The organism is Nonomuraea sp. NPDC049129, from assembly GCF_040648495.1.
Classification (GTDB): domain Bacteria; phylum Actinomycetota; class Actinomycetes; order Streptosporangiales; family Streptosporangiaceae; genus Nonomuraea.
Genome location: NZ_JBEZDU010000001.1, coordinates 558,876 through 581,802 on the forward strand (window position 1 = coordinate 558,876; position 22,927 = coordinate 581,802).

Here is a 22,927-nt window from a genome sequence, read left to right on the forward strand (position 1 = left end):
GGCTGTTTTCGGCTTTCGGCAGGTCGTCAGGCCAGGCGAGCGAGCTGCTCGGCCGTCACCCGGCCGCGCATCGGGCGTCCCCGCATGAAGTGTTCAAGGTCGGTGATCGCGTACTCGCCGAGCCGCCGCAACTCACGCCCCTGCGCGCCCGCCACGTGCGGGGTGACGAGCACGTTGGGCAGGCCGAAGAGGGGATGGCCCGGAGGCAGCGGCTCGGGTTCGGTCACGTCGAGCACGGCCGAGACGCGCCCGGACGCGCACGCCCTGGTGAGCGCCTCGGTGTCGATCAGCGAGCCACGGGCGGTGTTGATCACGACGGCCCGGTCCGGCAGGAGCCCGAGGCGGCGCTCGTCCAGCAGGTGGCGGGTCTCGGCGAGGGCCGGAGCGTGCACGGTGACCAGGTCACTGCGCCGGCACAGCTCGTCCACGTCCACCAGCTCGGCCCCCATTTCGGCCGCCTCCTCCGGTGAGACGTAGGGGTCGGACAGCAGGATGTCGACCTCGAAGTCGCGCAGCCGCCGCAGCACGTGCCGGCCCACCCGGGAGGCCCCGATCACGCCCACGGTGCAGTCGTACAGGCCGGTGCCCGCGCCCTGCTGCCAGGCCGACCTGTCGGCGCCGGCCGCGTAGTGACCGGCCCGTTCGAAGACCCGTTTCGCGCCGAGCACCAGCATGGCGATGGTGTACTCGGCGACGGGCACGGCGTTCGCCTCCGCGGCGGACGACACGAGGATCCCCCGCTCGAACACGACGGGATCGACGATCGCCTTGACGGAGCCGGCGGCGTGGACGACGGCCCGCAGGCCGGGCGCCGCCTTCAGCACCTCGGCGTCGATCCGCGGGCAGCCCCACCCGGTCAGCAGGAACTCCGCCCCGGCAAGGGCCCGCGCCGCCGCCTCTCCCTCGAACGAGGTGAACGTCACCGTCGCGTCGACCTCCACCGACTGCCGCAACCGTTCGATGAGGTCGGCGGGGAAGGCGTCGTGGAAGGCCCAGGGCGCGATGGCGAAGACCGCGACGGGTGACCGTGACATCAGGCAGGCTCCTCAGGTGGGTGAACGGTTACGCGGGGTGCCACTTCACGTGCGGCCTCGGTGAGGCGGGGCGCCACCTCACGCGGGATGCCGGTGAGGCGGGGCGCCACCTCACGCGGGATGCCGGTAGGGAGACCGTCGCCGTCACTTCACGTCGGGTTCTTCCCGCCGCCGGCGACGCGGACGCAGGTGGGGGTCTCGGTGAGGCGGACCGTCGCCGTGTCGCCGCCCGGCAGGTCGAGGGTGACCTGGTCGCCGTCGACCCGCACCCCCGGGGGCGGCGCCTCGGCCGTGCCGGTGAGCAGGACGAGGCTGACGTACACGGCGGTTCCGCCCGGGTGGGCGTCCGCGAGCACGTACGGGGTGGCCGAGTGCCGTCCGAAGGCGTTCGCGCCCGTCGCGGTCGCCACCCCGGCCGTCGTGTAGCCGTGCAGCCCGCGCACCACGCTGACCAGCCCGTCCGCCCGCCGAGCCGACGCCCAGAGCTCGCCGCCGCGCGCCGTGGGCGGCGCCTCCCCGGCGATGGCGTGGCCACCGTCCCTGACCTGGTGTCCGGCGGGCGCGGTGACCCGGTGGATCCGTACCTCGGCCGCCCCGTCCACCACCGAGGCCGTCACCACGTGGACCGGCCCGGCCGGGAGGTCGTCGCGGTAGGCGGAGGCGGCGAACCGGTCGCCCGTCGTGAGCGGCTCGATGCGCCGCCTGCGGGAGACGGCCCCGTCCGGCGCGACGACGACCACCTCCCCGTCGACGCCGACCACTGCCCTGTCGAAACCGACCGCCTGCCCTTCGGCTCCGGCAGCCTTCCCTTCGAGACCGGCTCCCGCCCCTTCGTTGCCGGCCGTCTCTCCTTCGCCGCCAGTCACCTCGGCCAGGTTGGGGCCGGTGTGACTGGTATAGGCGAGCTTGAGATAGTGCGGATCCGGCACCCCTGACGGGTCCTGAATCCGGTCCCGGTCACTGCCGTGGTTGACCAGCCGGACCACGCCGTCCTCGCAGGTGGCGTGCAGCAGCCACCCCGGCGGGCGCATCGTCACCGCCTGGTCCGCCAGGTCGATCGGCGCCGGGACCTCGGCGTCCGTCCATACCGGGTGTTCGGGGGGCAGCAGCAGGCCGAGGAACGCCTTGCTGGCCCAGTAGGGCGAGCCCGGCCCCGAGTAGCTCTGCGTGACCGGCAGGAACGTGTCGTACCAGCCGAGCGTCAGCAGCCCCTGCTCATCCGGCACCCCCCGCTCGACGAAGTGACGCAGCACCCCACCGGCGATCCGCCGGGTCCGGCCGGGCGGGAGCGGCGAGGAGCCGGTCAGCGCGCCCAGCCAGAGCGGCGCGACCGTGGCGAACCGGTAGGTCAGCGACCGCCCCTGGTGCACGGGCCCGCCGTCGGCGGCGAACAGGTGCTGGTACTGGCCCAGGAAGGCCCGGAGCCGCTCGCTATAACGTTCCAAGCGGGCCGCGTCCCCGGCCATCCTGGCCCACAGCAGCGGGTAGAGGTGCAGAGCCCAGCCGGCGTAGTAGTCGAAGTTCTTGCCCGCGCCGTCGGAGTACCAGCCGTCCCCGACGTACCAGTCCTCGATCCGCTCCAGGCCGCCGGTGATCTCGTCAGGCTTGTACGGCCCGCCCACCTCGGCCAGGAACTGCTCGACGACCACCCGGAACAGCACCCAGTTGTTGTCCGGTGTCCGCCTGCCGACGAAGCCCGCCAGCCAGGCCACCACCCGCTCCTGCTCGGCCGGGGACAGCCGGCCGTACAGCCAGGGCCGGGTCTCGTGCAGGGCCAGCGCGATCGAGGCCGCTTCGACCAGCGGCTGGGACATGTCGGTCAGCGGCGGCCAGGCGTACGGGTGCGCCGGGTCGGTCCCCGCCACGAGTCCCCGGGCGTACCGCTCGAGGAGAGCGGGCGGCACCGCGCCGCCCGCCCCGGCGATCCGGAACGCGGCCAGCAGGAACGTGCGGGCGTACCCCTCCAGGCCGTCACTCACCGGCCCCGACCGGCTCTCCCTGCCCGGCATGCGGTACTGCGCGAAGTCGTCGGTGGCGTACGGCACCACGGATTCCAGCAGGTGATCCGCCACGGCCTCCCAGTGCGCCCGGGTCCAGCCGGTGTAGGCGGACAATGCGGTATCGGCAGGTGGGAGGCGCAGCGATGACATAAGCGGATAATACGGCTCGCGATCAACGAGCCCGGGGAGGGGTGCTGTCGCGCAGGATCACCCGCGTCCCGATCAGCTGGGGGCCGAGTGGACCTGCGGGTGGGCGACGTCGTGGGTGTGCAGATTGCCGCACATGCCCCAGCGGGCTTCGGGTGGGGATTCGAGCAGCGTGGCCTCGCCTAGGTGCGTCCCGTCGCCGCGTTCCAGCGCGTCGAGCACCTCGGCGGTGTGGCGGGTCTGCCGGGCGACGGTGTCCTCCCAGGTACGCCGCCAGCCCGCGACCCTGGGACGTACCAGCGCGACCGCGCTGTCATAGAACTCCCGCAACGGTCCCGGATCCCCGTTAGCCAAGCTCTCGGACAGCCGCAGGAACCCCGCCACCGCCAGATCACGGCGATGCCGCACAGCCTCCTCCGCGCCCGCACCGGAAGGCAGCGTGGCCGCCTCCCGGTATCGGGCCGCGTCCGCCACGATCTCCGGTGGGAACGTCATCACCGCGTCACCCGCCTCGGGCAGCCCGGCGTTCTGCATCACCACGACCACCTCCAGACCGCCCCGGTTGATCGCCCGGTGGATCGTGCCCGGCGTGAACCACACCGTCGAACCGCCGCTCAGCTCCGTCTCCCGGAAACCGCGCGGGTCGAGGGTCTGCAACGCGCCACTGCCGCCTATGACGACGTACGCCTCGGTGGAGGCGGTGTGCATATGCGGCGTACCGCCCTCCAGACCATCGGAACACGCGCCCGAGTAGACCGACAACCGGGTGACGGAGGTCCCGCCGGGGAACGTCATGCTCGCACCCCCAACACGGCACGCCCCTGGTCGGCCAGGTGCCGGGTGCCTTCCTCGCCGTGGTCTCCGACGGCCACCACGACCCCGTACCGGAAGCCGACCGTCTCCCTGTCCGCCACCCGCGCCTCCTCGCTGAAGATTCCATGGTCCCCTCGCGCCAGGCGACCGGCCGATAAACCCGACCATAACGGGAAACGGTCACACCTGGGTGGTCGCAGACTCAGGACCGGAGCGGCGGCGTGGTCGGTGCCACGGGAGCGTTCGGCGCGCCCGGCAGTCGCGCGCCGGAGGGCAACAGCGGCTCGCACGCCTTGACCGCCGCCCCGTACTTGCTGGAGAGGACATCGACGCGTTCGCCCTTGATGTCGAGGTTGATCAGCCCGTCCGAGGACACCGCGACCTCGGGAAAGTCGGGCAACCCCTTCGCACGCATGCACTCGGTGAACGCCTTGCCGTCCCCGTCGGAGGCGTGGCCCGGGGCGGACAGCACACCTCCACCCACGGCCGCGGCGACGACCGCGGCGGCGAGGATCACGTTCCTGATCGTTGAGCCGAACATGATGGCTCCTCCGTTCTGTCGGTGAAGCCAGCAAAGCCGGAGCGCGGTTACAGGCGTGGAACGGCGGCGGTTACCCCGCTGTAACCGCCGGCGCGGCATCCTGGGGAGATCATGAGGGTGCTGATGGTCGAAGATCACGAGGAGCTGGCCCAGACGGTGGCCGCCGGGCTGCGCCGCGAGGGTATGGCCGTCGACGTGGTGCTGGACGGCGACGCCGCGCTCGAACGGACCTCGGCCAACCACTACGACGTGGTCATCCTCGACCGCGACCTGCCTGGACTGCACGGCGACGACGTGTGCAGGTCGCTCGTGGGGGCGGGCTACCCGGCGCGGGTGCTGATGCTCACCGCCGCCGGGACGATCGATGACAAAGTGACCGGGCTGGGCGTCGGCGCCGACGATTACCTACCCAAGCCGTTCGCCTTCGCCGAGTTGGTCGCCCGGATCCGGGCACTGGCCAGACGGTCGAGCCCGGCCCTGCCGCCGGTGCTCGTCCACGGCGACCTGCGTCTCGACCCGGCCACCCGAATCGCCACCCGCGACGGGCACCGGCTGCCGTTGAGTCCCAAGGAGTTCGCCGTACTGGAGCTGCTACTGGCCGCCAGGGGTGCCGTGGTCTCCGCCGAACAGCTCCTGGAGCAGGGCTGGGACGAGTTCGCCGACCCGTTCACGCAGACGGTGAAGGTGACGATCAGCCGGTTGCGCCGCAAGCTGGGCGATCCGCCGCTGATCGAGACGGTCCCGCAGGCCGGGTACCGATTGTGAGGCGGGCGTTTGTGAGACGGCCGGTTGTGGGGCGACCCTTTGTGGGGCGACCGGTTATGAGGTGGTGTTTATGAAGCGGACCGCCCGGCTGCGTCTGACCCTCCTGTACAGCGGTCTGTTCCTGCTGGCCGCGGTGGCGCTGGTCGCCCTCATCTACTTCCTGGTGGTGTACTCGCCCTTCCCGGGGCCGCCCGCCGCTCCCCCTGCGCCCGGGGGGATCGACCTGCCCGTACTGGAGCCTCAGGTGAAGGGGCAGCAGGCCGAGAGCCTGCGTCGGCTGCTGGTCAACTCACTGATCGCGCTGGCGGTGATGGCGTTCGCGTCGGTACTTCTGGGCAGACTCACCGCCGGTCGCGTACTGCGGCCACTGCACGACATGACGGCCACCGTCCGGCACATCACGGCCGAACAGCTCGACCGGCGGCTGGCGGCCTCCGGGCCGGACGACGAGCTCAAGGAGCTGGCCGACACCTTCGACGAGCTGCTGGATCGGCTGGAGGCCGCGTTCACGGCGCAGCGGCGGTTCGTGGCCAACGCCTCCCACGAGCTGCGTACCCCGCTGACGCTGCAGCAGGCCATGGTCGAGATCGCGCTCGCCGATCCGGCGGCCGACGTCGGATCATTGCGGACCGTGCTGGAACGGCTGCTGGCCAACGGCAAGCACCAGGAACGGCTCATCGAAGCCCTGCTCATCCTGGCCCGCAGCCAGCAAGGACTGCACCACCGGCAGCCCCTCGACCTGGCCGCGATCACCGGGCAGGCCCTCGACCAGCGTGGCGACCAGGGCGTCCGCGTCGAGTACGCACTGCACCCGGCCCCCGCGTCCGGCGACCGCGCCCTGCTCGACCGCCTGGTCACCAACCTCCTGGACAACGCCACACGACACAACATCCCAAACGGCCCAACCCCGGACGGCTCGCCCCCACGCGGCTGGATCAAGGTGGCGACCGCCGTGGAGTCCGGTCGGCCCACCCTGAGGATCTCCAACAGCGGCCCGGTGATCCCGCCCGACCGGGTCCAGACGCTCCTGCAACCCTTCCAGCGCCTGGAGACCGGCCGGAGAGCCACGGGCGACGGCCTCGGGCTGGGCCTGTCGATCGTCGCCGCCATCGTCGAGGCCCACCACGGCACGCTGGAAGTCCATGCTCTCCCGGCCGGCGGGCTGGAGGTGACCGTCACCCTGGCGGGCTCGGCTTCCTAGAGCCGCAGGTCATGTTCCTAGGGGCTCCTCAACCCCCGGTCGCGCAGCCGCAGGTCACGCCGGGGCGGCCAGCCAGCGGCGTACGTCCGCCATGGCCGTACCGTCACTGTCGGCGTCGATGCCCGCCGCGAGGTCCGCGATCGTGATGCCCGCCAGCGCGCCGGACCAGGCCTCCTGCGCCGAGGCCATCGCGCGGGCGATCGCGCACGGCCGGTCACACCGTTCGGCCGGTACGGCCAGCGGCCCCTGCTGCCGGATCTCCGTGCACCGGTAGGCGGGTGAGTCGCCGTCGATGGCCTGGACCACCTCCAGCACGGTGATCGCGGCGGCCGGCCGGGTGAGGAGGTAGCCGCCGACCTGCCCGGCCGTAGACCGGACGATGCCCGCTCGGGAGAGCGCCTGGAGGTGCTTGGCCAGATACGCCGGCGGGGTGCCGTGCAGCTCCGCGAGCCGCGCCGCCGGCACCGGATCCTGGCCCTGGCTGAGCGTGACGCAGCTGTGCAGCGCCCACTCCACTCCGTTGGACATCTTCATGTCAGACAGCCTACCCATTCCGGACAATGAATGTCCGTGATAGAACTCGGATGGAAAATATCCGAGATCAACTGGGAGCCCCCATGACACGTACCGCCCTCGGCGCGGCCGCCGTCGCGCTGTTCGTCGCCGCGGCGAACCTGCGACCCGCGATCGCCGCCGTGTCCCCTCTGGTGGACCGCATCCGAACCGACCTCGACCTGTCCGCCACGGGAGTGGCGCTGCTGACGACCATCCCGACGCTGGCCATGGGGGTCTGCGCGCCCCTGGCCGCCGTGGTCGGCCGCAGATTCGGGCTGCGGCTCGGCGTGCTGTTCGGGCTGGCCGTCATCGCCGTGGCGACGGCGGCCCGCGTCTTCGGCGGCTCCGCCTGGCTGCAGCTGATCTGCGCGGCGGCCGTCGGCGCCGGGATCGCGATCGCGCAGACGCTGTTGCCGGCCGTGGTCAAGACGCGCTTCGCCGACCGCGCGGGCCTGGTCACCGGCATCTACACCGCCGGCCTCGGCCTGGGCGGCGCGGTCGCGGCCGGGGTGACCGCGCCGCTCGCCGACGCCATCGGCTCCTGGCCGGGCGCGCTGGCCTCCTGGTCGGTGCTCGCGGTGGCGGGCATGGCGATCTGGTCGGCCTCCCGCACCTCCCTGGCCCTCGACAGCACCCCAGCCCTCATGGGTACGAACCGGACCGGCGCAGGCCAGACCGGCACGAGCCAGACCGGCACGCGCCAGACCGGCACGCGCCAGACGGCGGCTCCAGCGGGGCCTGTCACCAAAGGGCTGCCCTGGCGGAGCGGCTTGGCCTGGCGCATCACCGTGCTGTCCGCCGTCAACTCCGCCCTGTACTACTGCGAACTCGCCTGGATCGTCCCCCTGCTCCACGAGGACGGGCACCGTGACGCCACCGGCGCGGGCGTGCTGCTGACCGCGATGATCTCCATCCAGGTAGTCGCCATGCTGGCCGTACCGGCGCTGCTGGGTGAAGGGCGGGACAGGCGCGCCGGGCTGGTCCTGACGACGGCGTTGACAGCGATCGGGTTCGCGGGGCTGGCGGCGGCTCCGGCGACGGCCACCTGGGTGTGGATCGCCGCCCTGGGCGTGGGTCACGGCGGGCTGTTCACGCTCGTCCTGACGCTGCCCGTGGCGGTGAGCCGCGACGCCGCCGAGGCCGGGCGGATCAGCGCGATGGCGTTCTTCGTCGGCTACGCCTGCGCCGCGCTGGCGCCCGTGCTGGTGGGAGCGCTACGTGACGCGACAGGAGACTTCCACCTGGCGTTCGGCCTGCTCAGCGGGCTGACCGCCGCGATGCTGCTCCCCATCGCCCGGCTACGTGAGGGCGGGCGCACGGAAGTGACCGGCCCAACAGCGAGCGCCCGGGATTTGTGAGGCGTCACAGATTTGACAGCGCGGATTTACCGCCTGGTCCAATTCACAGAATGACCTTCGCGGCTCATCGTTTGTCTGCACCTCGAACTCCTCACCCCCCACCAACCCCTCGCCGAAGGAGTCTCCATGGTCCGACGGATGTTGACCGTGCTCGCAGCGGCCGCCCTGGTGTTAGGTCTCGCCCCCGCCGCCCAGGCCGCGCAGAGCGACGTGTACGTGGCCCTCGGCGACTCGGCTGCCTCGGGACCGCTCGTGCCCAACCAGGTCATCCCCGACCTCGGCTGCTGGCGCTCCGACCACAACTACGCCCACCTGACGGCGCAGGCCATCGGCGCCCGTACGTTCCGCGACGTCACGTGCTCCGGCGCCGACACCGGCGACATGTACCAGCGGCAGAGCACGGATCTCGGCTCGGTCGCGCCGCAGCTGGACGCGCTCAGCCAGGACACCACCCTCGTCACCGTGCAGATCGGGGCGAACGACGTCGGCCTGACGGGCTTCATCGAGGACTGCCTGAACCTGCTGCCGCCGCCCGTCGGAGACGCCTGCAACGACGACTACATCGTGGACGGCCAGGACAGCTGGCGGGTGAAGACGGACGCGCTGCGCTCGCGCCTGACCACGCTCATGGACGACATCCGGGCCCGCGCCCCGCAGGCCCGGATCTTCATGGTCGGCTACGCCACCTACGCCCCGCCGAACGGCTGCTACCCGCGCGTCCCGATCATCAAGGCCGACGCCAACTACATCCGCGCCACCCTCAAGTACTTCAACCAGATGCTGGCCGAGCAGGCGTCCGCCGCCGGTGTCGGCTTCATCGACCTGCAGACCCCGAGCGTCGGCCACGACCCGTGCGCGTCGCCGGGTGTGCGGTGGATCGAGCCGTACGTCCCGGCCGCGCCCGCCGCCCCCTTCCACCCGAACGCGCTCGGCATGAGCAACTTCGCCACCGTGGTCACGGCCGCCGTCTCAGGCGTCTAACCAGTCCAACCCGAGCCGGCGACGCGCGGCCAGCGCCGCGCCGATCCGCTGGAGATGCGCGGGGTCGACGGGATCCAGCCCGGTCAGGCTGACGGCCCTGCGCAGGCGGTAGTCGACCGTGTTCGGGTGTACGTGCAGGAGTGAGGCCGACCGCCGCCGATCGAGCCCCGTGTCCAGATACACCTTGAGCGTCCTGAGCAGGTCGGGATTGTCCAGCAGCGGATCGAGCAGCCCGGCCAGCGCCGCCGTCGCCTCGCTCGACCGGGTGAGCTGGTATTCGAGCAGCACGTCGGCCAGCCGGTACGCGCCGGGCGGCCGCTGGAAGAGCCGCACCACCTCCAGCACCTCTTCCGCGAGCTTGGCCGCGGCCGGCACCCCGGCGGGCGGCGCGAGCTCGGCGGCGACCCACACCGGCACCCCAGCGGCCTTGCTCATGTCGGCGCGAGTAGCGGCGGCCATCTCACCGACATGAGCAAGGCGCCCGTCAAGCGGACCGCAGGGCACCAGCACGAGCCCGCCCGTGGTGTCGAGCACCGACAGCACCGGCTCCGCGGCGTGCCGGCGCAGCGCGGTGGTGATCCGGTGCAGCTTGCGCCGCCCGGCGATGGACCCGCCCGGCTCGTCGGAGTCCTCGTCGGCGTGCCGGCCCGCCGCGACGGCCAGCACGAGGTAGCGCCGCGCGAGCCGTACCCCTGCCAGAGCCGCGCTGTCGCCCGCGAGCAGCGCGGACACCGTCGCGTGCATGGTGTGCTGCTCGTGACTGAGCATGCTCTCGCGCTCTTCCAGGTACGCCGTGCACACGGCGCCCGTCACCGCCTGCGTGTAGACGAGGATGAGCCGGTTGGCCGCCAGGACGTCCTCGAAGTCGGCCGGCGTCGCGGCGGCGAACAGGTGCTCCCACACCATCCGCGCCCCACGGGCGTAGGCGTTGAGCAGGTCGTCCAGCGGCACTCCCTCCCGGGCCCGGCGCGCGGACGAGGAGCGCAGCGGCGCCAGCTCCGCCCTGGTCGGCGGGCGGCCGTCGCGGAACATCCGGGAGATCAGCCGCAGGTTGTCCTCGGTGATCCGGGTGATGTCGCCGTCGAGCTCTTCCCTGGGCAAGCGCCGGTAGATAGGGATCTCCTCGGCGAAGCTCCGCACCAGTCGCCTGGCCAGTTTGGTGGTCTGGCGATCAAGCGTCTCATGTACGGGGCGGCCGGCCAGAGTAAGGGGGCACGCCACCGTCAAACCATGCCAAAACGGACGCATTTCCGCAATGGACAGGGCCTCACGAACGCCATTGCAAGCCTCTGACCTTGACTGACTTTGCGCTGACGGCCATTAGTCACATACGTTTACAGACTCATGCAAGCGTAAGTAAAGGCGGTCACTCTATGAATTTCAGCGAGTACGTCGTCTCACGCTGGGACACCCTCTCGCTGGCCGCCGGGGAACACGCCCTCGTCGTCGGCGTCGCCATCGGCGTCTCCACGGCAGTCGGCGTCGGCATCGGGCTGCTCGCCCACGACCTTCCGAAAACCCGGGGATTCTCGCTGGCGATCTCCGCCGCGATCCTGACGGTCCCCTCCCTCGCCCTGCTCACCCTGCTCATCCCGATCACCGGACTCGGCTGGGGATCCACGCTGGTCGCGCTGACCGCGTACGCGTTCCTGCCGATCATCAGGAACACGGTGGCCGGGCTGCGCGGCGTCGACTCCGCCATGGTGGAGGCCGGACGTGGGATGGGCATGAGCCGGACCCGCGTCCTGTTGAAAGTGCGGCTGCCACTGGCCTGGCCGCTGATCCTCACCGGGGTGCGCGTGGCCACGCAGATGCTCATCGGCATCGCGGCCATCGCCGCCTACGTCGACGGCCCCGGCCTCGGCACGCAGATCTTCGAAGGCCTGTCCCGGCTGGGCTCGGTGAACGCGCTGAACGCGACGCTCGCCGGCACGCTCGGCATCGTGGTCATCGCCGTCCTGTTCGACCTGTTCTTCTTCGCCGTACGTCAACTGACCATTCCTAGGGGGCTTCGTGTTCGATCGTGACACCGGAGGCGCAAGCATCGAGCTGCGGGCGTTGACCAAGCACTACCCGGGACAGCCCGCGCCGGCGGTGGACCACGTCGACCTCGACATCCCCGCCGGCGAGCTCGTGGTCTTCGTCGGCCCGTCAGGCTGCGGCAAGACGACCACGATGAAGATGATCAACCGCCTGGTCGAGCCCACCTCGGGCGAGATCCGCATCGGCGGCGACGACGTGCTGAGCCTGCATCCCGACGAGCTCCGCAGGCACATCGGCTATGCCATCCAGCAGGTGGGACTGTTCCCGCATCTGACCATCGGCCAGAACATCGGCCTGGTGCCGAAGCTGCTCGGCTGGACCCCCGCCAAGACCGCCGACCGGGTGGAGGAATTGCTCTCCCTGGTCAACCTGGAGCCGTCGGCCTACCACGACCGCTACCCCCGCGAGCTGTCCGGCGGGCAGCAGCAGCGCGTGGGCGTCGCCAGGGCGCTGGCCGCCGATCCCCCCGTGATGCTGATGGACGAGCCCTTCGGCGCGACCGACCCCATCACTCGCGAACATCTGCAGAACGAGTTCGTCAAGCTCCAGAAGCAGCTGCGAAAGACGATCATCTTCGTCACGCACGACTTCGAGGAGGCCATCAAGCTCGGCGACCGCATCGCCGTGCTCAAGGAGCGATCGCACATCGCCCAGTACGACACTCCCGCGAACATCCTGGCCAACCCGGCGGACGACTACGTCGCCGGCTTCATCGGCCAGGACGCCACGCTCAAGCGCCTCGCGCTGCTGCGCGTGGCGGACGTGGAGTGCCGGCAGCAGCCGGGCAGCGCGAACCTGCCGCAGATCACCGCGGACGCCAGCCTGCGCGAGGCTCTGGACGTCATGCTCGCGCACGGCACCGACCGCTGCGGCTCGCCGTCCGGCGTCCTCACCTACAACGCGCTGTGCGAGGCCGTGGGAACCGAACCCGCACCCGCCCCTCGACTGAAGTCGGTGGGCTCCGGACCGAAGCCGGTGAGCGCCGCGCCCGTGCCGGACACCGCCCGAGAGGAGGCGGTCGGCAGGTGACCACCGCGACACTCGGCGCGGACCGGACCCGCCCACTCGGGCGCCTGACAGGTCTGCGGTATGTCATCACCCCCATCGCCCTCTGCGGCGTACTGATCGCCCTGTACGCCTGGCTCGGCGCGCAGAACCTGGACTCGATCGAGAGCCGCAGCCTCACCCGTGAGGTCCTCCTGGCCAAGGCCGTGGAGCACATCCAGATGACGCTCGTGGCGACCGCGCTCGTGGTGGTCATCGCGATCCCTCTGGGCATCGTCGCCTCGCGGGCCCGCAACCGGCTGATCACCCCCATCATCCTCACCCTGGCCAACCTGGGTCAGGCGATCCCGGCCATCGGGCTGCTCGTGCTGTGCACGTTCCTGCTGGGGGTCGGCTTCCAGACCGCCCTGGTCGGCCTGGTCGCCTACGCGGTGCTGCCCGTACTGCGCAACACGATGGTCGGCGTGCAGCAGGTCGACCCCGCGCTCATCGAGGCCGCGCGCGGCATGGGAATGACCAAGGGACAGGTGCTCCGCCGCGTGGAGCTCAAGCTGGCCGTGCCGGCCATCCTCGCCGGGCTGCGGACCGCGCTCGTGCTGACCGTCGGCGTCGCCACGCTCGGCGCGTTCGTCGCCGCGGGCGGCTTCGGCGAGCTGATCATCAACGGGCTCAAGCTGAACCGCATGCCCGTGACCATCGCGGGCGCCGTGCTGACGGCGAGCATCGCCTTCTTCATCGACTGGCTCGGCGGGCTCGCCGAGAACCTGCTCAAGCCGCGCGGCATCTGACTCCCCCTCTCATACCGCAAGTACCGTAAGCCCAGCTTCAAGAGGTGTTTTTCGTATGCGTGTCCGCAAGACGTTCACCCTGCTCACCGCCGCCGCCCTGACTCTGACCGCCACGAGCGCCTGTGGCTCGGGCGGGGAGGTCGAGGCCGCCAGCGCGGGCAATGAGCTGTCCGGCGCCAAGTTCGTCGTCGGGTCCAAGGACTTCACCGAGAACATCGTGCTCGGCCAGATCGCCGTGCAGCTGCTCAAGGCGCACGGGGCCGAGGTCGTGGACAAGACCAACCTCGGCGGCACCGTGCCGAACCGGCAGGCGCTGACGTCCAAGGCGATCGACATGTACTGGGACTACTCGGGCACCGGCTGGATCGAGCACCTGAAGAACGCCACTCCCATCCCGGACTCGGCCAAGCAGTTCAAGGCCACCGCGGAGGAGGACCTGGCGAAGAACAAGATCCGCTGGATCGGGCCGACGCCGCTGAACAACACCTACGCGCTGGCGATCCGCTCCGAGAAGGCCCAGCAGCTGGGCGTCAAGACGGTCTCCGACGTGGCGAAACTCGCCAAGACCAACCCGAACGAGGCGTCGTTGTGCGTCGAGTCGGAGTTCTCGACCCGCGACGACGGGCTGCCGGGGCTGTCCAAGGCGTACGACCTGAACATCCCGAAGAACAAGATCAGCCAGCTGGACACCGGTGTCGTCTACACCGAGACCGACAAGGGCCAGACCTGTAACTTCGGCGAGGTGTACACCACCGACGGACGCATCTCCGCGCTCGGCCTGACCGTGCTGCAGGACGACAAGCGCTTCTTCCCGATCTACAACGCCGCGGTCAACGTACGGGACGAGACCTACCAGAAGTACCCGGCGCTGGAGAAGGTGCTCAAGCCGGTGATCGCCAAGCTGGACGACACGACCATGCGCAAGCTCAACGCCCAGGTCGACGTCGACGGCGAGGAGCCGAACAAGGTCACCGCCGACTGGCTCAAGACCTCCGGCTTCCTCGGTAAGTCAGCCGCATAGCAAGTCATCGCCACCGGCCGCGCAGCCAGCCGATCGTGGCCCGGCGTGAGTGCTCGCGCCGCTCCCTCAGGTGCGGGGCGTGCGGCCGGTGGCGTGCATGATCTCCGGCCTACCCCATGGCCGCCCCGAGCACCCCTCAGCCCAGCAACTCGACCGTGCCCGCCTCACCGTCCACCCGGACCCGGTCGCCGTCGTGCAGCCGCATCGTCGCGTTCCCCGTGCCGACCACCGCCGGTATGCCCAGCTCGCGGGCCACGATCGAGGCGTGCGACAGCGGCGCCCCCATGTCCGTGACCACGGCGGCGGCGCGCGGGAACATCGGGGTCCAGCCGATGTTGGTCAGCGTCGTCACCAGGATCTCGCCGGGCTTGAGCCGGTCGCCGTCCTCAGGCGAGGAGATCACCCGGGCGACGCCCTCGACGATGCCCGGCGCGCCGGGGAAGCCGGTGACCGTGTCGCTGACGGGCGCGCTCCCGCCGCGCGCGTCGTAGATGTCGCCGCGCCGGTCGGGGTCGGCGGCCCAGCGCACCGGGTCGAAGTGGCCGACGATCAGCGTCGGGTACGGCGGCAGCGCCGCGTACATCTCGTAGGTCGCCCGCCGGGCCGGAACCCGCTCCAACGCGGACGTGTCGCCGCGCAGGAGGCCGAGGATCTCCTCCAGGTAGAGGAAGAACAGGTCGTCGCCGTGCCCCGTGAGCTCCCCGGCCCGCAGCACGAAGGCGCGCAGCACCCAGAACGCCCGCATGTTCTCCGACCGGGCGGTCTCGCGGTCGCGGACGACCTTGTTCCACCGGGTGACCCGGTCGCGCATCCTGGCTTCCTTGCGGGGGTAACGCTGGGCGAAGCGTGCCCACGCCTCCTCGCGCGCCTTCGTCTGGCGGGCGAGCAGGGCCTCGGTGTCGGCGCTCACGTCACGGAGCCCGGCCAGCTGAGCGTCGATCCACGCCGGATCCTCGCCGGGACGCGGAATGAAGACCTCGAACTCGTGGGGCCCCCGATGCCCGTACAGCTGGGCGAAGGTGTCCCGGTCGATCTCTCCCCTGGCCAGCCTGCCCAGCCCGATGACCGGGCCGAGGCTGGCCAGTTCGCCGTCGATGTTGACGCCGGTGAGCATGGCTTCGGCGTCGACGTCGCCCATCATCTTGCGCAGCTTGTCGCGGGTGTAGACGAGTGTGGCCCCGCCCTGCCGGCCGGCGGCCTCCAGCATGCGGCAGCTGGTGACGACGTACGGCTCGATCTCGCGCTCCCACAGGGCGGCCAGCTCGGGGCCGGTCTCCATGGTGGCGACGCGGGCGCGCAGCTCCTCCGCTTGCCGCCGCGCGGTGGCGAGGAAGGCGGGCATGCCTTTGAGGTTCGTACGGACGCGCTTCTGGATGTCGATCCCCAGCGGCACGACCTTCTTGAGGATCTCCCAGCGGGAGACCTTCAGCAGCGGCACGTCGAGGCCGGGCGGCAGCTTGCCGAAGATCTGCTCGACGGCGCTCAGCCGTGACCGCATGCCGAGCGAGACGGCCATCGTGTACATGACGCTCAGGTTCATGTAGAAACGGCCGCCGATGTTGCCGACCAGGTCGAATCCGGGCAGCGCCGAGGCGGCCATCGCCTCATGGATGAACAAGCGGACGAACGACCAGGTCACGGGCGTCATCACGTCGGGGATGGCCTCGCCGAGGTTGCCGCCGGTCCACAGGTTCTCGCCCTTGAGGCTGTCGTTCCACTCCTCGACCGGCTGCTTGAGGCCGGTGATCGGACGGGCCTGGACGATGAGGAACGAGCCGTCACGCCTGGCCCATTCGACGTCCATCGGCGTGCCGTACAGCTCCTCGATGCGCGCGCCGACCCCGGCCAGCTCGGCGGCCTGCGCCGGGTCGAGGACGGCCCGCCGCCGCAGCTCCTCGGGCACGGGCTCCTCACGCGTGCCGGACGGCGTGCGTACGGTCATGACGGTCTTGTCGCCGATCCGCGACTCGGTGACGGCGCCGTGGCGGACCACGACGGTGTCGGGGGTGACCTGGCCGCCGACGACCGCCTCGCCCAGGCCCCAGGAGGCGTTGATGACGATCTCGTCGCGGGCGCCGTTGACCGGGTTCGCGGTGAACATGACGCCGGCCGCGTCGGCGTCCACGAGCTCCTGCACGACGACGGCCAGCGCCACGTCGTCGTGCGGCACGCCGTTCTGCTCGCGGTAGGCGATGGCGCGGGCGTTCCAGAGCGACGCCCAGCAGCGCTTGACGGCGTCGAGCAGCGCCTCGCCCCTGATGTTGAGGTAGGTGTCCTGCTGTCCGGCGAACGACATGCCGGGCAGGTCCTCGGCCGTGGCGGACGAGCGGACGGCCACCGGCACGTCGTCGCCCATCGCCTCATATGCCGTGCGGATCTCCGCGGCGACGGCGGCGGGCATGTCGTGCCCGGCGAACAGGGCGGCGATCCCGGCGGCATCGCCGGCGGCGGCCGCGTCGAGAATCCGGTCGCGGAAGTCCGCGGCGAAGGCCCGGTAGGCCTCGGTGGTGATGTGGAAACCGCCGGGAACGGGCAGTCCCGCCCTGGTCAGCCTGGCCAGGGAAGCGCCCTTTCCGCCCACTGTCGCGAGGTCCGCGGCGGCATCGTCGAGAGGGAGTAGCACCCTCACGTGACACGCTCCTTAGCGCCCAGGGAGAGCGCGAGCTTCCGCTCCGCGATCTCCTCCATGGTGTCGAGGTAGCCGAGAGTGGCCAGCCTGACGGCCCGCGCGTCGTCGTCCGACAGCGTGGCGCCGGTGCCCATCGCGCGGACGCCGGTGTCGGCGACCAGCTCGACGAGCCGGTCCTCCGGCATCCGCATCTGCTCGGGCATCATGTTCTGCGTGAGCAGGAACCCGTAGATGACCGAGGCGAGGGTCGCGAGGTGCTCGGCGGGAGTCAGGTCCGAGCGGAGCACATCCCGCCCGGCCAGGTCCTGGAGGTACGTCCCGAACGCGGCGCCCAGATCGAGCGTGGTCTGGCTGCTCTTCTTCTGCCTGCTGAGCTTGCCGAACACCTCCGAGTCGTCCAGGATCAGCGCCCTCATCAACGGCCGGCGCAAGAGCCCGCCGACCAGCTCCCGGAGCAGCTCGCGCAGGTCCGCGGGCGCGCGCTCGCGGACCTCCCGCACCAGAAGGACCCGCTCACGGCGGATCAGCGCCGCGAAGAGCATCTCGCGGGTCTTCCAGTGCAGGTAGATCGTGCCCTTGGCGACCTCTGCCTGCCGGGCCACGTCGTCGATGGTCGTCTTGTCGTAGCCCCAGCGCAGGCACAGCTCGGCGGCGGCGTCGAGAATCCGGTGCGCCCGCTCCAGCTGACGCTTCGGATCCTGCGGGGGCCGTCCCACTCTGGCCATCTCGTCTCACCTCAAATGTTTGACTAGATGAGACTATGCAGTCATTTAATTAACCGCAAGTTCACCCCAGCTTCGCCAGGAGCTGTTCGGCGTCGGCCGCGAAGGTCGAGTCGTCGGTGCCGGCGGCGAGCCGGAGCATCCGCCTGGCCACGGTGAGGTCGCCGTGGGCGTACCGGATCTCCCCCAGGCGGAAGGCGGCCTCGGCGACCAGCTCGGGCTGCTCGGTCAACCCCAAGGTGAGCTCGTAGTAGCGCACGGCCCCGTCGCGGTCGTTCAGCCAGTAACAGAGCTCCCCCAGATGCGCGGCCGCCATGCCCGACTCGGTGTCTCCCGAGTCGATGACCCGCTGGTACCAGCCGAGCGCCTCCGGGAAGTCCCGCTCCCGCTTGGCCAGCGCCCCCAGGTACATCGCCCCGAGCGCGCTGACGTGCCCCGTGCCCGAGTTCACCGCCTGGATGTACCACTTGCGGGCCTCGTCCTCGTCCTCGTCGTGGTAGCTGTGGCCGAGCGCGACCATCGCCCTGGCCGCCAGCTCCTCGTCGCCCGCGCCCAGCACCCGCTCGTACACCTGCCTGCCCTCGGCCACCTCTCCGGTCCCGACCAGGGCCTGGGCCAGCACGCTCAGGGCGGTGGGCTCACCGCCCTCGGCCGCCTCCCGCAGCGTGCGCAACGACGCCTCGGTGTCGCCCTGGCGACCCTGGAGCATGCCGAGCAGGCTGCCGAACACCGACCGCACCGGGCTGTCGGCGTCCCCCGCCTGCTGTTCGGCCAGGCTGTAGAAGGCGGCGGAGTCGCCCTCGGCGTCGAGGAGTGCCAGCAGCCTGCCGCCCGCGACGAACCGCACATCGGGATCCTCGTGTTCGTTCAGCCGCTCGTAGACGGCCCGCGCCCGCTCCGTCTCACCGAGCTCGGCGAGCCGCTCGGCCACCCCCAGCTCGGTGAAGGCGTCGGAGCCGACCAGCTCGTAGTAGAGGTGGACGGCCTCGGGGTCGTCGCAGAGCTCCGCGAGCTCCCTGGCCTTGGCGCCGGCGTGCGGCCCCAAATGCGCCAGCACCTGTACGGCCAGCGCGTGCTCGCCCCGCTCGTACGCCTGGTAGGCCAGGGTGTTCAGGTTGTCCAGGGCGGTCTGGGCCAGCGCGGACCCGGTCCACGCCGCGGCGCCGAACGCCTCGGCCGCCCCGAGCAGGTCACCGTCCTCGTGCAGCCAGCAGCCGAGCTGGATGCCGCCCCTGGCCGCGGCGTCGGCCTCGCCCGACTCGACGGCCAGCCGCGCCTGCCCGACGGCCGCCGCCTTGTCGCCCAGCGCGTGCAGGGCCTCCGCGAGATCGGCGCGCATGCCGGGGATCTGCTGACCGGTGTCGATCCCCTTGCGGTACAGGTCGACCGCGCCCGCCAGGTCACCCGTCGCCTTGCGCGCGTCGCCCCACACCCAGTAGCCCATGGCCACCGTCTCGGGATCGCCGGTGCCGACGGCCAGCTCGGCCTCGGCGGCGATGGCCGCGTACTCCTGCCGCTGGAGCAGGTTGACGAGCAGGTGGCACCGGCAGGCGAGATCGCCGGCCGCGGCGCCACGTTCGAGCACGTCACCAGCGCCCGTCAGGTCGCCGCGCTCCTCCAGCAGGGCGGCCAGCTCGACGGCGGTGGCCGGCAGCGCGGCCCGCAGCGCCTCGGCGGCTCCGTCCAGGTCGCCGCGCCGGCGTCGGACGACGGAGACGTTGCGCCACGCCATGAGGGCGATCTCGTCGTCGCCGCTCTCGGTCGCGGGCAGGAAGCACAGCTCGGCCTGGCTGTGCTGACCGTCCCCGGCCAGCTCGGCGCCGAGCCCGAGACCGGCGCGCGCGGCCCACTGGGGGTCGCCCACCTCGATGACCAGTTGGTAGAGCGCCCTGGCGAAGTCCTCGTCGCGGCTCGCCCTGGCCATCTCCAGCGTCTCGGCGAACGCGTCGTCGGTGGGGAACCCGCTCGCCTCGGCCCGGCTCGCGGGGAACTCGCTCGCCTCGGTGAGCGCTCCTTCCGCAAGGACCCCGGCTGCCGCGGTCGCGTGGGATTCCGTCAGCAGACGGCGTACCTCGGCTATGTCGCCGGCGTCCAGCGCGAGCAGGAGCCCCGCCATCGGCGCCGACCCGGTCAGTTCGGTCAGCGCCGCCAGGGCGCCCTGCCGGTCGCCCTCGGCGGCCAGTACCCACGACCGTTCCTCCGGCGACGCCGTACCGAGCCGGACCCGGGCCGTGGCCGCGGCCCGCGGGTCCGCGTCCTGGGCCGCCGCGCGTTCGTAGGCCGAGCGGGCGCCCTCCGGGTCACCCGCCTCCTCCAGGTGGCGCCCGGCCTCCAGCAGCGTGGCCCCCGCCGCCTCAGGATCGATCGCCACGGCCCGCTCGAACGCCGCCCGCGCGCCCTCGAGGTCGCCGGTCCGCGCGAGGAGCCCGCCCAGCAGGCACTCGGCCTCCGTCGCCTCCTCGTCCGGCCCGGTCCGCACCGCGGTGGCCGCCGCCACGAGGGCTCCGTCCAGGTCGCCGCCGTCACGCAGCAGCCGGGCCAGCCGCGGGGCCGCCGCCACCTCGCCGAACGCCTCCCGCAGCACCTCACGGGCCTCGCCGGGCAGGCCGGTCGCGACCAGGATCTCCCCCAGCCGCAGCGCGGCCTCAGCCACATGCGCCCCGTCGTCCCCGGCGAGTATCTCTCGGTACGTCCGCGCCGCCGCGTCGAGGTCGCCGAGCGCGTGCCAGGCCCGGCCGAGGTCGCGCCGCGCGACGGCGGCGAGGCGCTCGTCAGGACCGGCCACCGCCTGCTGCCAGGCGGCGATCGCACCGTGCGCGTCACCGGCGTCGTGGCGCAGGGCGGCGAGGTAGCAGGCCGCCTCCTGCCGGAAGTCCGGGTGACCGACGCCGACCAGCAGGGACAGCGACCCGTCGGCAGCGGCCGTCTCGCCCTGCCGCCGCCACGCGTGCGCGGCCTGCAGAGCGAGCATGGACGCCATCCACGACCTGCCGTCATCAGCGATCGCCTCGAACGCCGCAGCCGCCGCACGGAAGTCACGGTCGAGCAGGAGCCGGGCGTAGCTTCCCGTCTCCCCCTCTTCCGGGTGAGACTCCGGAACGCGGCCGAACGCGGCCCGCGCGCCGTCGAGGTCGTCGATCCGTACCCGGGTGAGCCCGAGCAGCCACGCGTGACGCGGCGCCTGGACCGGATCGCCCTCGGCGACGAGCCGCTCATGCAGGCGGCACGCGGCCAGCAGGTCACCCTGGCGCTCGAACAGCCCGAGCAGCGCGCCCACCGCCTCGAGCCGGAGCCCCCGATGGCCGGTCTCCATCGCGGCGGTCAGCGCCGCCCGCGCCTCCGCCAGGTCATGCTCGCGCGTACCCGCGTCCACATCCCCGTCGGAGTCCTGACCGAAACCCTCAGCGCCGCCCTCGCCGGACTCGTTCACGCGCTCACCGAGCAGCTCACCCAGCCCGTACGCCACCCACGCCGCCAGCACCGGATGCCCGTCGGCCCGCGCCCGGCGCAGCAGCGCGACCGCCTCCTCGCTCTGGCCCTGGTTCACCAGGACGTCCTTGAAGATGGTGGCCGTATAGGAGAGCGCGAGCGGGTCACCCGAGTCGGCCGCCGCGTGGAACAGCCGGGCCGCGTCCGACAGGTCGTACCCGATGGAGGCCAGCACCTGCGCGAACACCGCGGTGCCGATGGCGGCCGTCGCGGGGTGTTCCATGGCCTCGCGGTAGCGGACCAGCCCCTCCTCCCTGCCCAGGCGCTGGTGGTCGATGACCGCCCGCAGCACCGGGTGCGGTTCGTCGCCCGATTCGCGCAGCAGATGCAGGAAGAACTCGGCGCTGAAGCCCTGCAGCAGGTCGTCGCCCTCGGCGACGTACGACAGCAGCTCGTCGGCCTGCTCCCGATCACCTTCGCCCAGTTCCAGCTCGGCCAGCGTCATCATGGCCCGGACCGACTGCGTGGCGGCGCCGGAGTCGATGGCGCCGCGCAGCAGCCGTCGCGCCCCGGCCAGGTCGCCCGCCTGCAGGTGGCGCAGCGCCTCGTCGACGTCCAGGAGCGCCTGTTCCTCCACCGGGTCGGCGAGCGGCTGCTGCCGTGCCGCGTGGTCGAGCAACAGCGCGGCCTTGAACGCCGCGTCGGGGTCGTCGTGCTCGGCCGCCTCGGCCACGAGCGCCATGACGCTCTCCCGCTCGTCCGGGTGCCGGTCGAGCAGCAGGCCGAGCAGCGTGATGGAGATCGAGGACCAGTCCGACTCCCCCGCCTCCAGTACGGCCCGCAGCGCCGCGAGCGCTTCGGTCACCTCTCCGGCCTCGGTGTGCATCTGCGCCAGGCACGCCTGGGCCTCGACGGCGTACTCCCGCTGGCCGCTGGCGACCACCCGGTGGAAGATCGCCTTCGTCGCCGCCACGTCGCCGAGCTGCGCGGTCACCTTGGCCTGCTCGATGAGCGCGGGCAGCCGCTCCTCGGGCCTGGGGTCCTCGGCGGCCTCGGCGTAGGAGGCGGCGGCCTCGGCGTACTCGCCGAGATCGACCAGGACCGCGCCGAGCAGCCGGTGGGCGGTGGCCAGGTGGTCGGGGTGTCCCACGGCGATCGCGTGCTCGCACACCTCGCGGGCGGCCGCGAGATCCCCCTCGTCGGCGTGGATCCGGTAGAGCCGGAACGCCGACAGCGACACCACATCGGGATCGCCGCAGGTCAGCAGCTCACGGTAGTCGTCCTCGCTGTCCGCCAGCTCGAACAGGTCACGCGCCGTACCCGGATCTTGGGGGGCGAAGTCGGGCAGCTCCAGCTGGGCGGCCATCGCGGCCACGGCGGGACTGTCGCACCGGCGCGCCCGCTCCAGCGCCTCCTTCGCGCCCTCGACATCGCCCAGCTCGGTCAGGACGAGCACCAGCGCCGTCTCGGCGAGCGCGGCCACCTCGAAGTCGGCGCCGTCGCACGCGATCATCAGCACCCGGTGCGCGGCGGGCCATTCGCGGGCGGCGACCAGCATCATGCCCATGGCGATGGCCGAGCGCTGCCCGAAGACCGGATCGCCGGAAAGGATCACCGACCGGTGCGCGGCCTCCGCGCCGTCGAGATCGCCCTGCTCCTCCAGCAGACAGGCCAGCAGGTGTGACGCCTCGGGATCGCCGGTGGCGGCGATCTCCCTGAACAGCACGGCCGCCGCGTCGGGATCCCCCGCTTCCCAGCACTTCATCGCCGCGGCCAGCTGCTCTGACTCCATATTGCACTCCCCAGTCATTTAATACTGTGAAAAAGCTACACATGTGTCGCTCTGGTCACAGCACGTTCCCCGATCTCGGGACCTTCCGACCATCCCGGTTCGG

18 protein-coding genes are annotated in these 22,927 nt (G+C 71.6%); 8 read left to right on the top strand and 10 right to left on the bottom strand.

What is annotated here, in order from left to right:
• Positions 1 to 26: 26 nt before the first annotated feature.
• The 5 genes from AB0B64_RS02385 to AB0B64_RS02405 form a co-directional block, all read right to left on the bottom strand.
• Positions 27 to 1,034: a hydroxyacid dehydrogenase gene (locus AB0B64_RS02385; protein WP_358174051.1), complete on the bottom strand. Its 1,008-nt coding sequence runs from the start codon at positions 1,032 to 1,034 to the stop codon at positions 27 to 29.
• A gap of 149 nt (positions 1,035 to 1,183) precedes the next feature.
• On the bottom strand, positions 1,184 to 3,184 hold the full coding sequence (locus tag AB0B64_RS02390; protein ID WP_358174054.1) for a DUF2264 domain-containing protein: 2,001 nt from the start codon (positions 3,182 to 3,184) through the stop codon (positions 1,184 to 1,186).
• A gap of 72 nt (positions 3,185 to 3,256) precedes the next feature.
• The gene (locus AB0B64_RS02395) at positions 3,257 to 3,976 is read right to left on the bottom strand and encodes a cupin domain-containing protein (protein ID WP_358174057.1); all 720 of its coding nucleotides are present in this window, start codon (positions 3,974 to 3,976) and stop codon (positions 3,257 to 3,259) included.
• Positions 3,973 to 4,095 carry a hypothetical protein gene (locus AB0B64_RS02400; RefSeq protein WP_357947766.1) on the bottom strand — a complete coding sequence of 41 codons (123 nt, stop codon included), beginning with the start codon at positions 4,093 to 4,095 and terminating at the stop codon, positions 3,973 to 3,975. Before AB0B64_RS02400 ends, AB0B64_RS02395 begins: the two co-directional genes overlap by 4 nt.
• 101 nt (positions 4,096 to 4,196) lie before the next feature.
• Positions 4,197 to 4,535 carry a hypothetical protein gene (locus AB0B64_RS02405; RefSeq protein WP_358174060.1) on the bottom strand — a complete coding sequence of 113 codons (339 nt, stop codon included), beginning with the start codon at positions 4,533 to 4,535 and terminating at the stop codon, positions 4,197 to 4,199.
• A 111-nt stretch (positions 4,536 to 4,646) separates the two neighbouring features.
• Here AB0B64_RS02405 and AB0B64_RS02410 point away from each other — a divergent pair, with 111 nt between their 5' ends.
• Together AB0B64_RS02410 and AB0B64_RS02415 are read left to right on the top strand one after the other, a co-directional pair.
• The gene (locus tag AB0B64_RS02410) at positions 4,647 to 5,300 is read left to right on the top strand and encodes a response regulator transcription factor (protein ID WP_357947761.1); all 654 of its coding nucleotides are present in this window, start codon (positions 4,647 to 4,649) and stop codon (positions 5,298 to 5,300) included.
• 70 nt (positions 5,301 to 5,370) lie between these two features.
• A complete protein-coding gene (locus AB0B64_RS02415) occupies positions 5,371 to 6,501 on the top strand; it encodes an ATP-binding protein (protein ID WP_358174063.1) in 1,131 nt (376 codons plus the stop codon).
• Positions 6,502 to 6,555: 54 nt separating this feature from the next.
• Here the strand turns inward: AB0B64_RS02415 and AB0B64_RS02420 are convergent, their stop codons facing one another.
• Positions 6,556 to 7,035 (bottom strand): Rrf2 family transcriptional regulator, encoded by a 480-nt coding sequence (locus AB0B64_RS02420; protein ID WP_358174066.1) that lies wholly within the window; start codon positions 7,033 to 7,035, stop codon positions 6,556 to 6,558.
• An 83-nt stretch (positions 7,036 to 7,118) separates the two neighbouring features.
• Between AB0B64_RS02420 and AB0B64_RS02425 the strand changes: the two genes are divergently transcribed.
• Entirely contained in the window at positions 7,119 to 8,414 is a 1,296-nt protein-coding gene (locus AB0B64_RS02425) for an MFS transporter (RefSeq protein ID WP_358174069.1), read from the top strand.
• 126 nt (positions 8,415 to 8,540) lie between these two features.
• Positions 8,541 to 9,395: an SGNH/GDSL hydrolase family protein gene (locus AB0B64_RS02430; RefSeq protein ID WP_357947749.1), complete on the top strand. Its 855-nt coding sequence runs from the start codon at positions 8,541 to 8,543 to the stop codon at positions 9,393 to 9,395.
• On the opposite strand, the gene AB0B64_RS02435 is transcribed toward AB0B64_RS02430, so the two are convergent.
• Positions 9,384 to 10,616: a helix-turn-helix domain-containing protein gene (locus AB0B64_RS02435; protein ID WP_358174072.1), complete on the bottom strand. Its 1,233-nt coding sequence runs from the start codon at positions 10,614 to 10,616 to the stop codon at positions 9,384 to 9,386. The genes AB0B64_RS02430 and AB0B64_RS02435 overlap by 12 nt on opposite strands.
• 152 nt (positions 10,617 to 10,768) lie before the next feature.
• Between AB0B64_RS02435 and AB0B64_RS02440 the strand changes: the two genes are divergently transcribed.
• From AB0B64_RS02440 to AB0B64_RS02455, 4 genes are read left to right on the top strand one after another with little or no spacing between them, the layout of a single operon-like run.
• Positions 10,769 to 11,422, top strand: coding sequence for an ABC transporter permease (locus AB0B64_RS02440; RefSeq protein ID WP_357947744.1), 654 nt, complete (start codon positions 10,769 to 10,771; stop codon positions 11,420 to 11,422).
• The gene (locus AB0B64_RS02445; RefSeq protein ID WP_358174075.1) at positions 11,409 to 12,467 is read left to right on the top strand and encodes an ABC transporter ATP-binding protein; all 1,059 of its coding nucleotides are present in this window, start codon (positions 11,409 to 11,411) and stop codon (positions 12,465 to 12,467) included. Before AB0B64_RS02440 ends, AB0B64_RS02445 begins: the two co-directional genes overlap by 14 nt.
• On the top strand, positions 12,464 to 13,231 hold the full coding sequence (locus AB0B64_RS02450; protein WP_357947738.1) for an ABC transporter permease: 768 nt from the start codon (positions 12,464 to 12,466) through the stop codon (positions 13,229 to 13,231). The genes AB0B64_RS02445 and AB0B64_RS02450 overlap by 4 nt, the downstream gene beginning before the upstream one ends.
• Before the next feature lie 55 nt (positions 13,232 to 13,286).
• Positions 13,287 to 14,252 carry a glycine betaine ABC transporter substrate-binding protein gene (locus AB0B64_RS02455; RefSeq protein ID WP_358174078.1) on the top strand — a complete coding sequence of 322 codons (966 nt, stop codon included), beginning with the start codon at positions 13,287 to 13,289 and terminating at the stop codon, positions 14,250 to 14,252.
• Positions 14,253 to 14,388: 136 nt separating this feature from the next.
• Here the strand turns inward: AB0B64_RS02455 and AB0B64_RS02460 are convergent, their stop codons facing one another.
• The 3 genes from AB0B64_RS02460 to AB0B64_RS02470 form a co-directional block, all read right to left on the bottom strand.
• On the bottom strand, positions 14,389 to 16,881 hold the full coding sequence (locus AB0B64_RS02460; protein WP_358174081.1) for a PEP/pyruvate-binding domain-containing protein: 2,493 nt from the start codon (positions 16,879 to 16,881) through the stop codon (positions 14,389 to 14,391).
• Positions 16,878 to 17,606, bottom strand: coding sequence for a helix-turn-helix domain-containing protein (locus AB0B64_RS02465; RefSeq protein ID WP_358174084.1), 729 nt, complete (start codon positions 17,604 to 17,606; stop codon positions 16,878 to 16,880). Before AB0B64_RS02465 ends, AB0B64_RS02460 begins: the two co-directional genes overlap by 4 nt.
• A gap of 61 nt (positions 17,607 to 17,667) precedes the next feature.
• Positions 17,668 to 22,824: a tetratricopeptide repeat protein gene (locus tag AB0B64_RS02470; RefSeq protein ID WP_358174087.1), complete on the bottom strand. Its 5,157-nt coding sequence runs from the start codon at positions 22,822 to 22,824 to the stop codon at positions 17,668 to 17,670.
• Positions 22,825 to 22,927 lie beyond the last annotated feature (103 nt).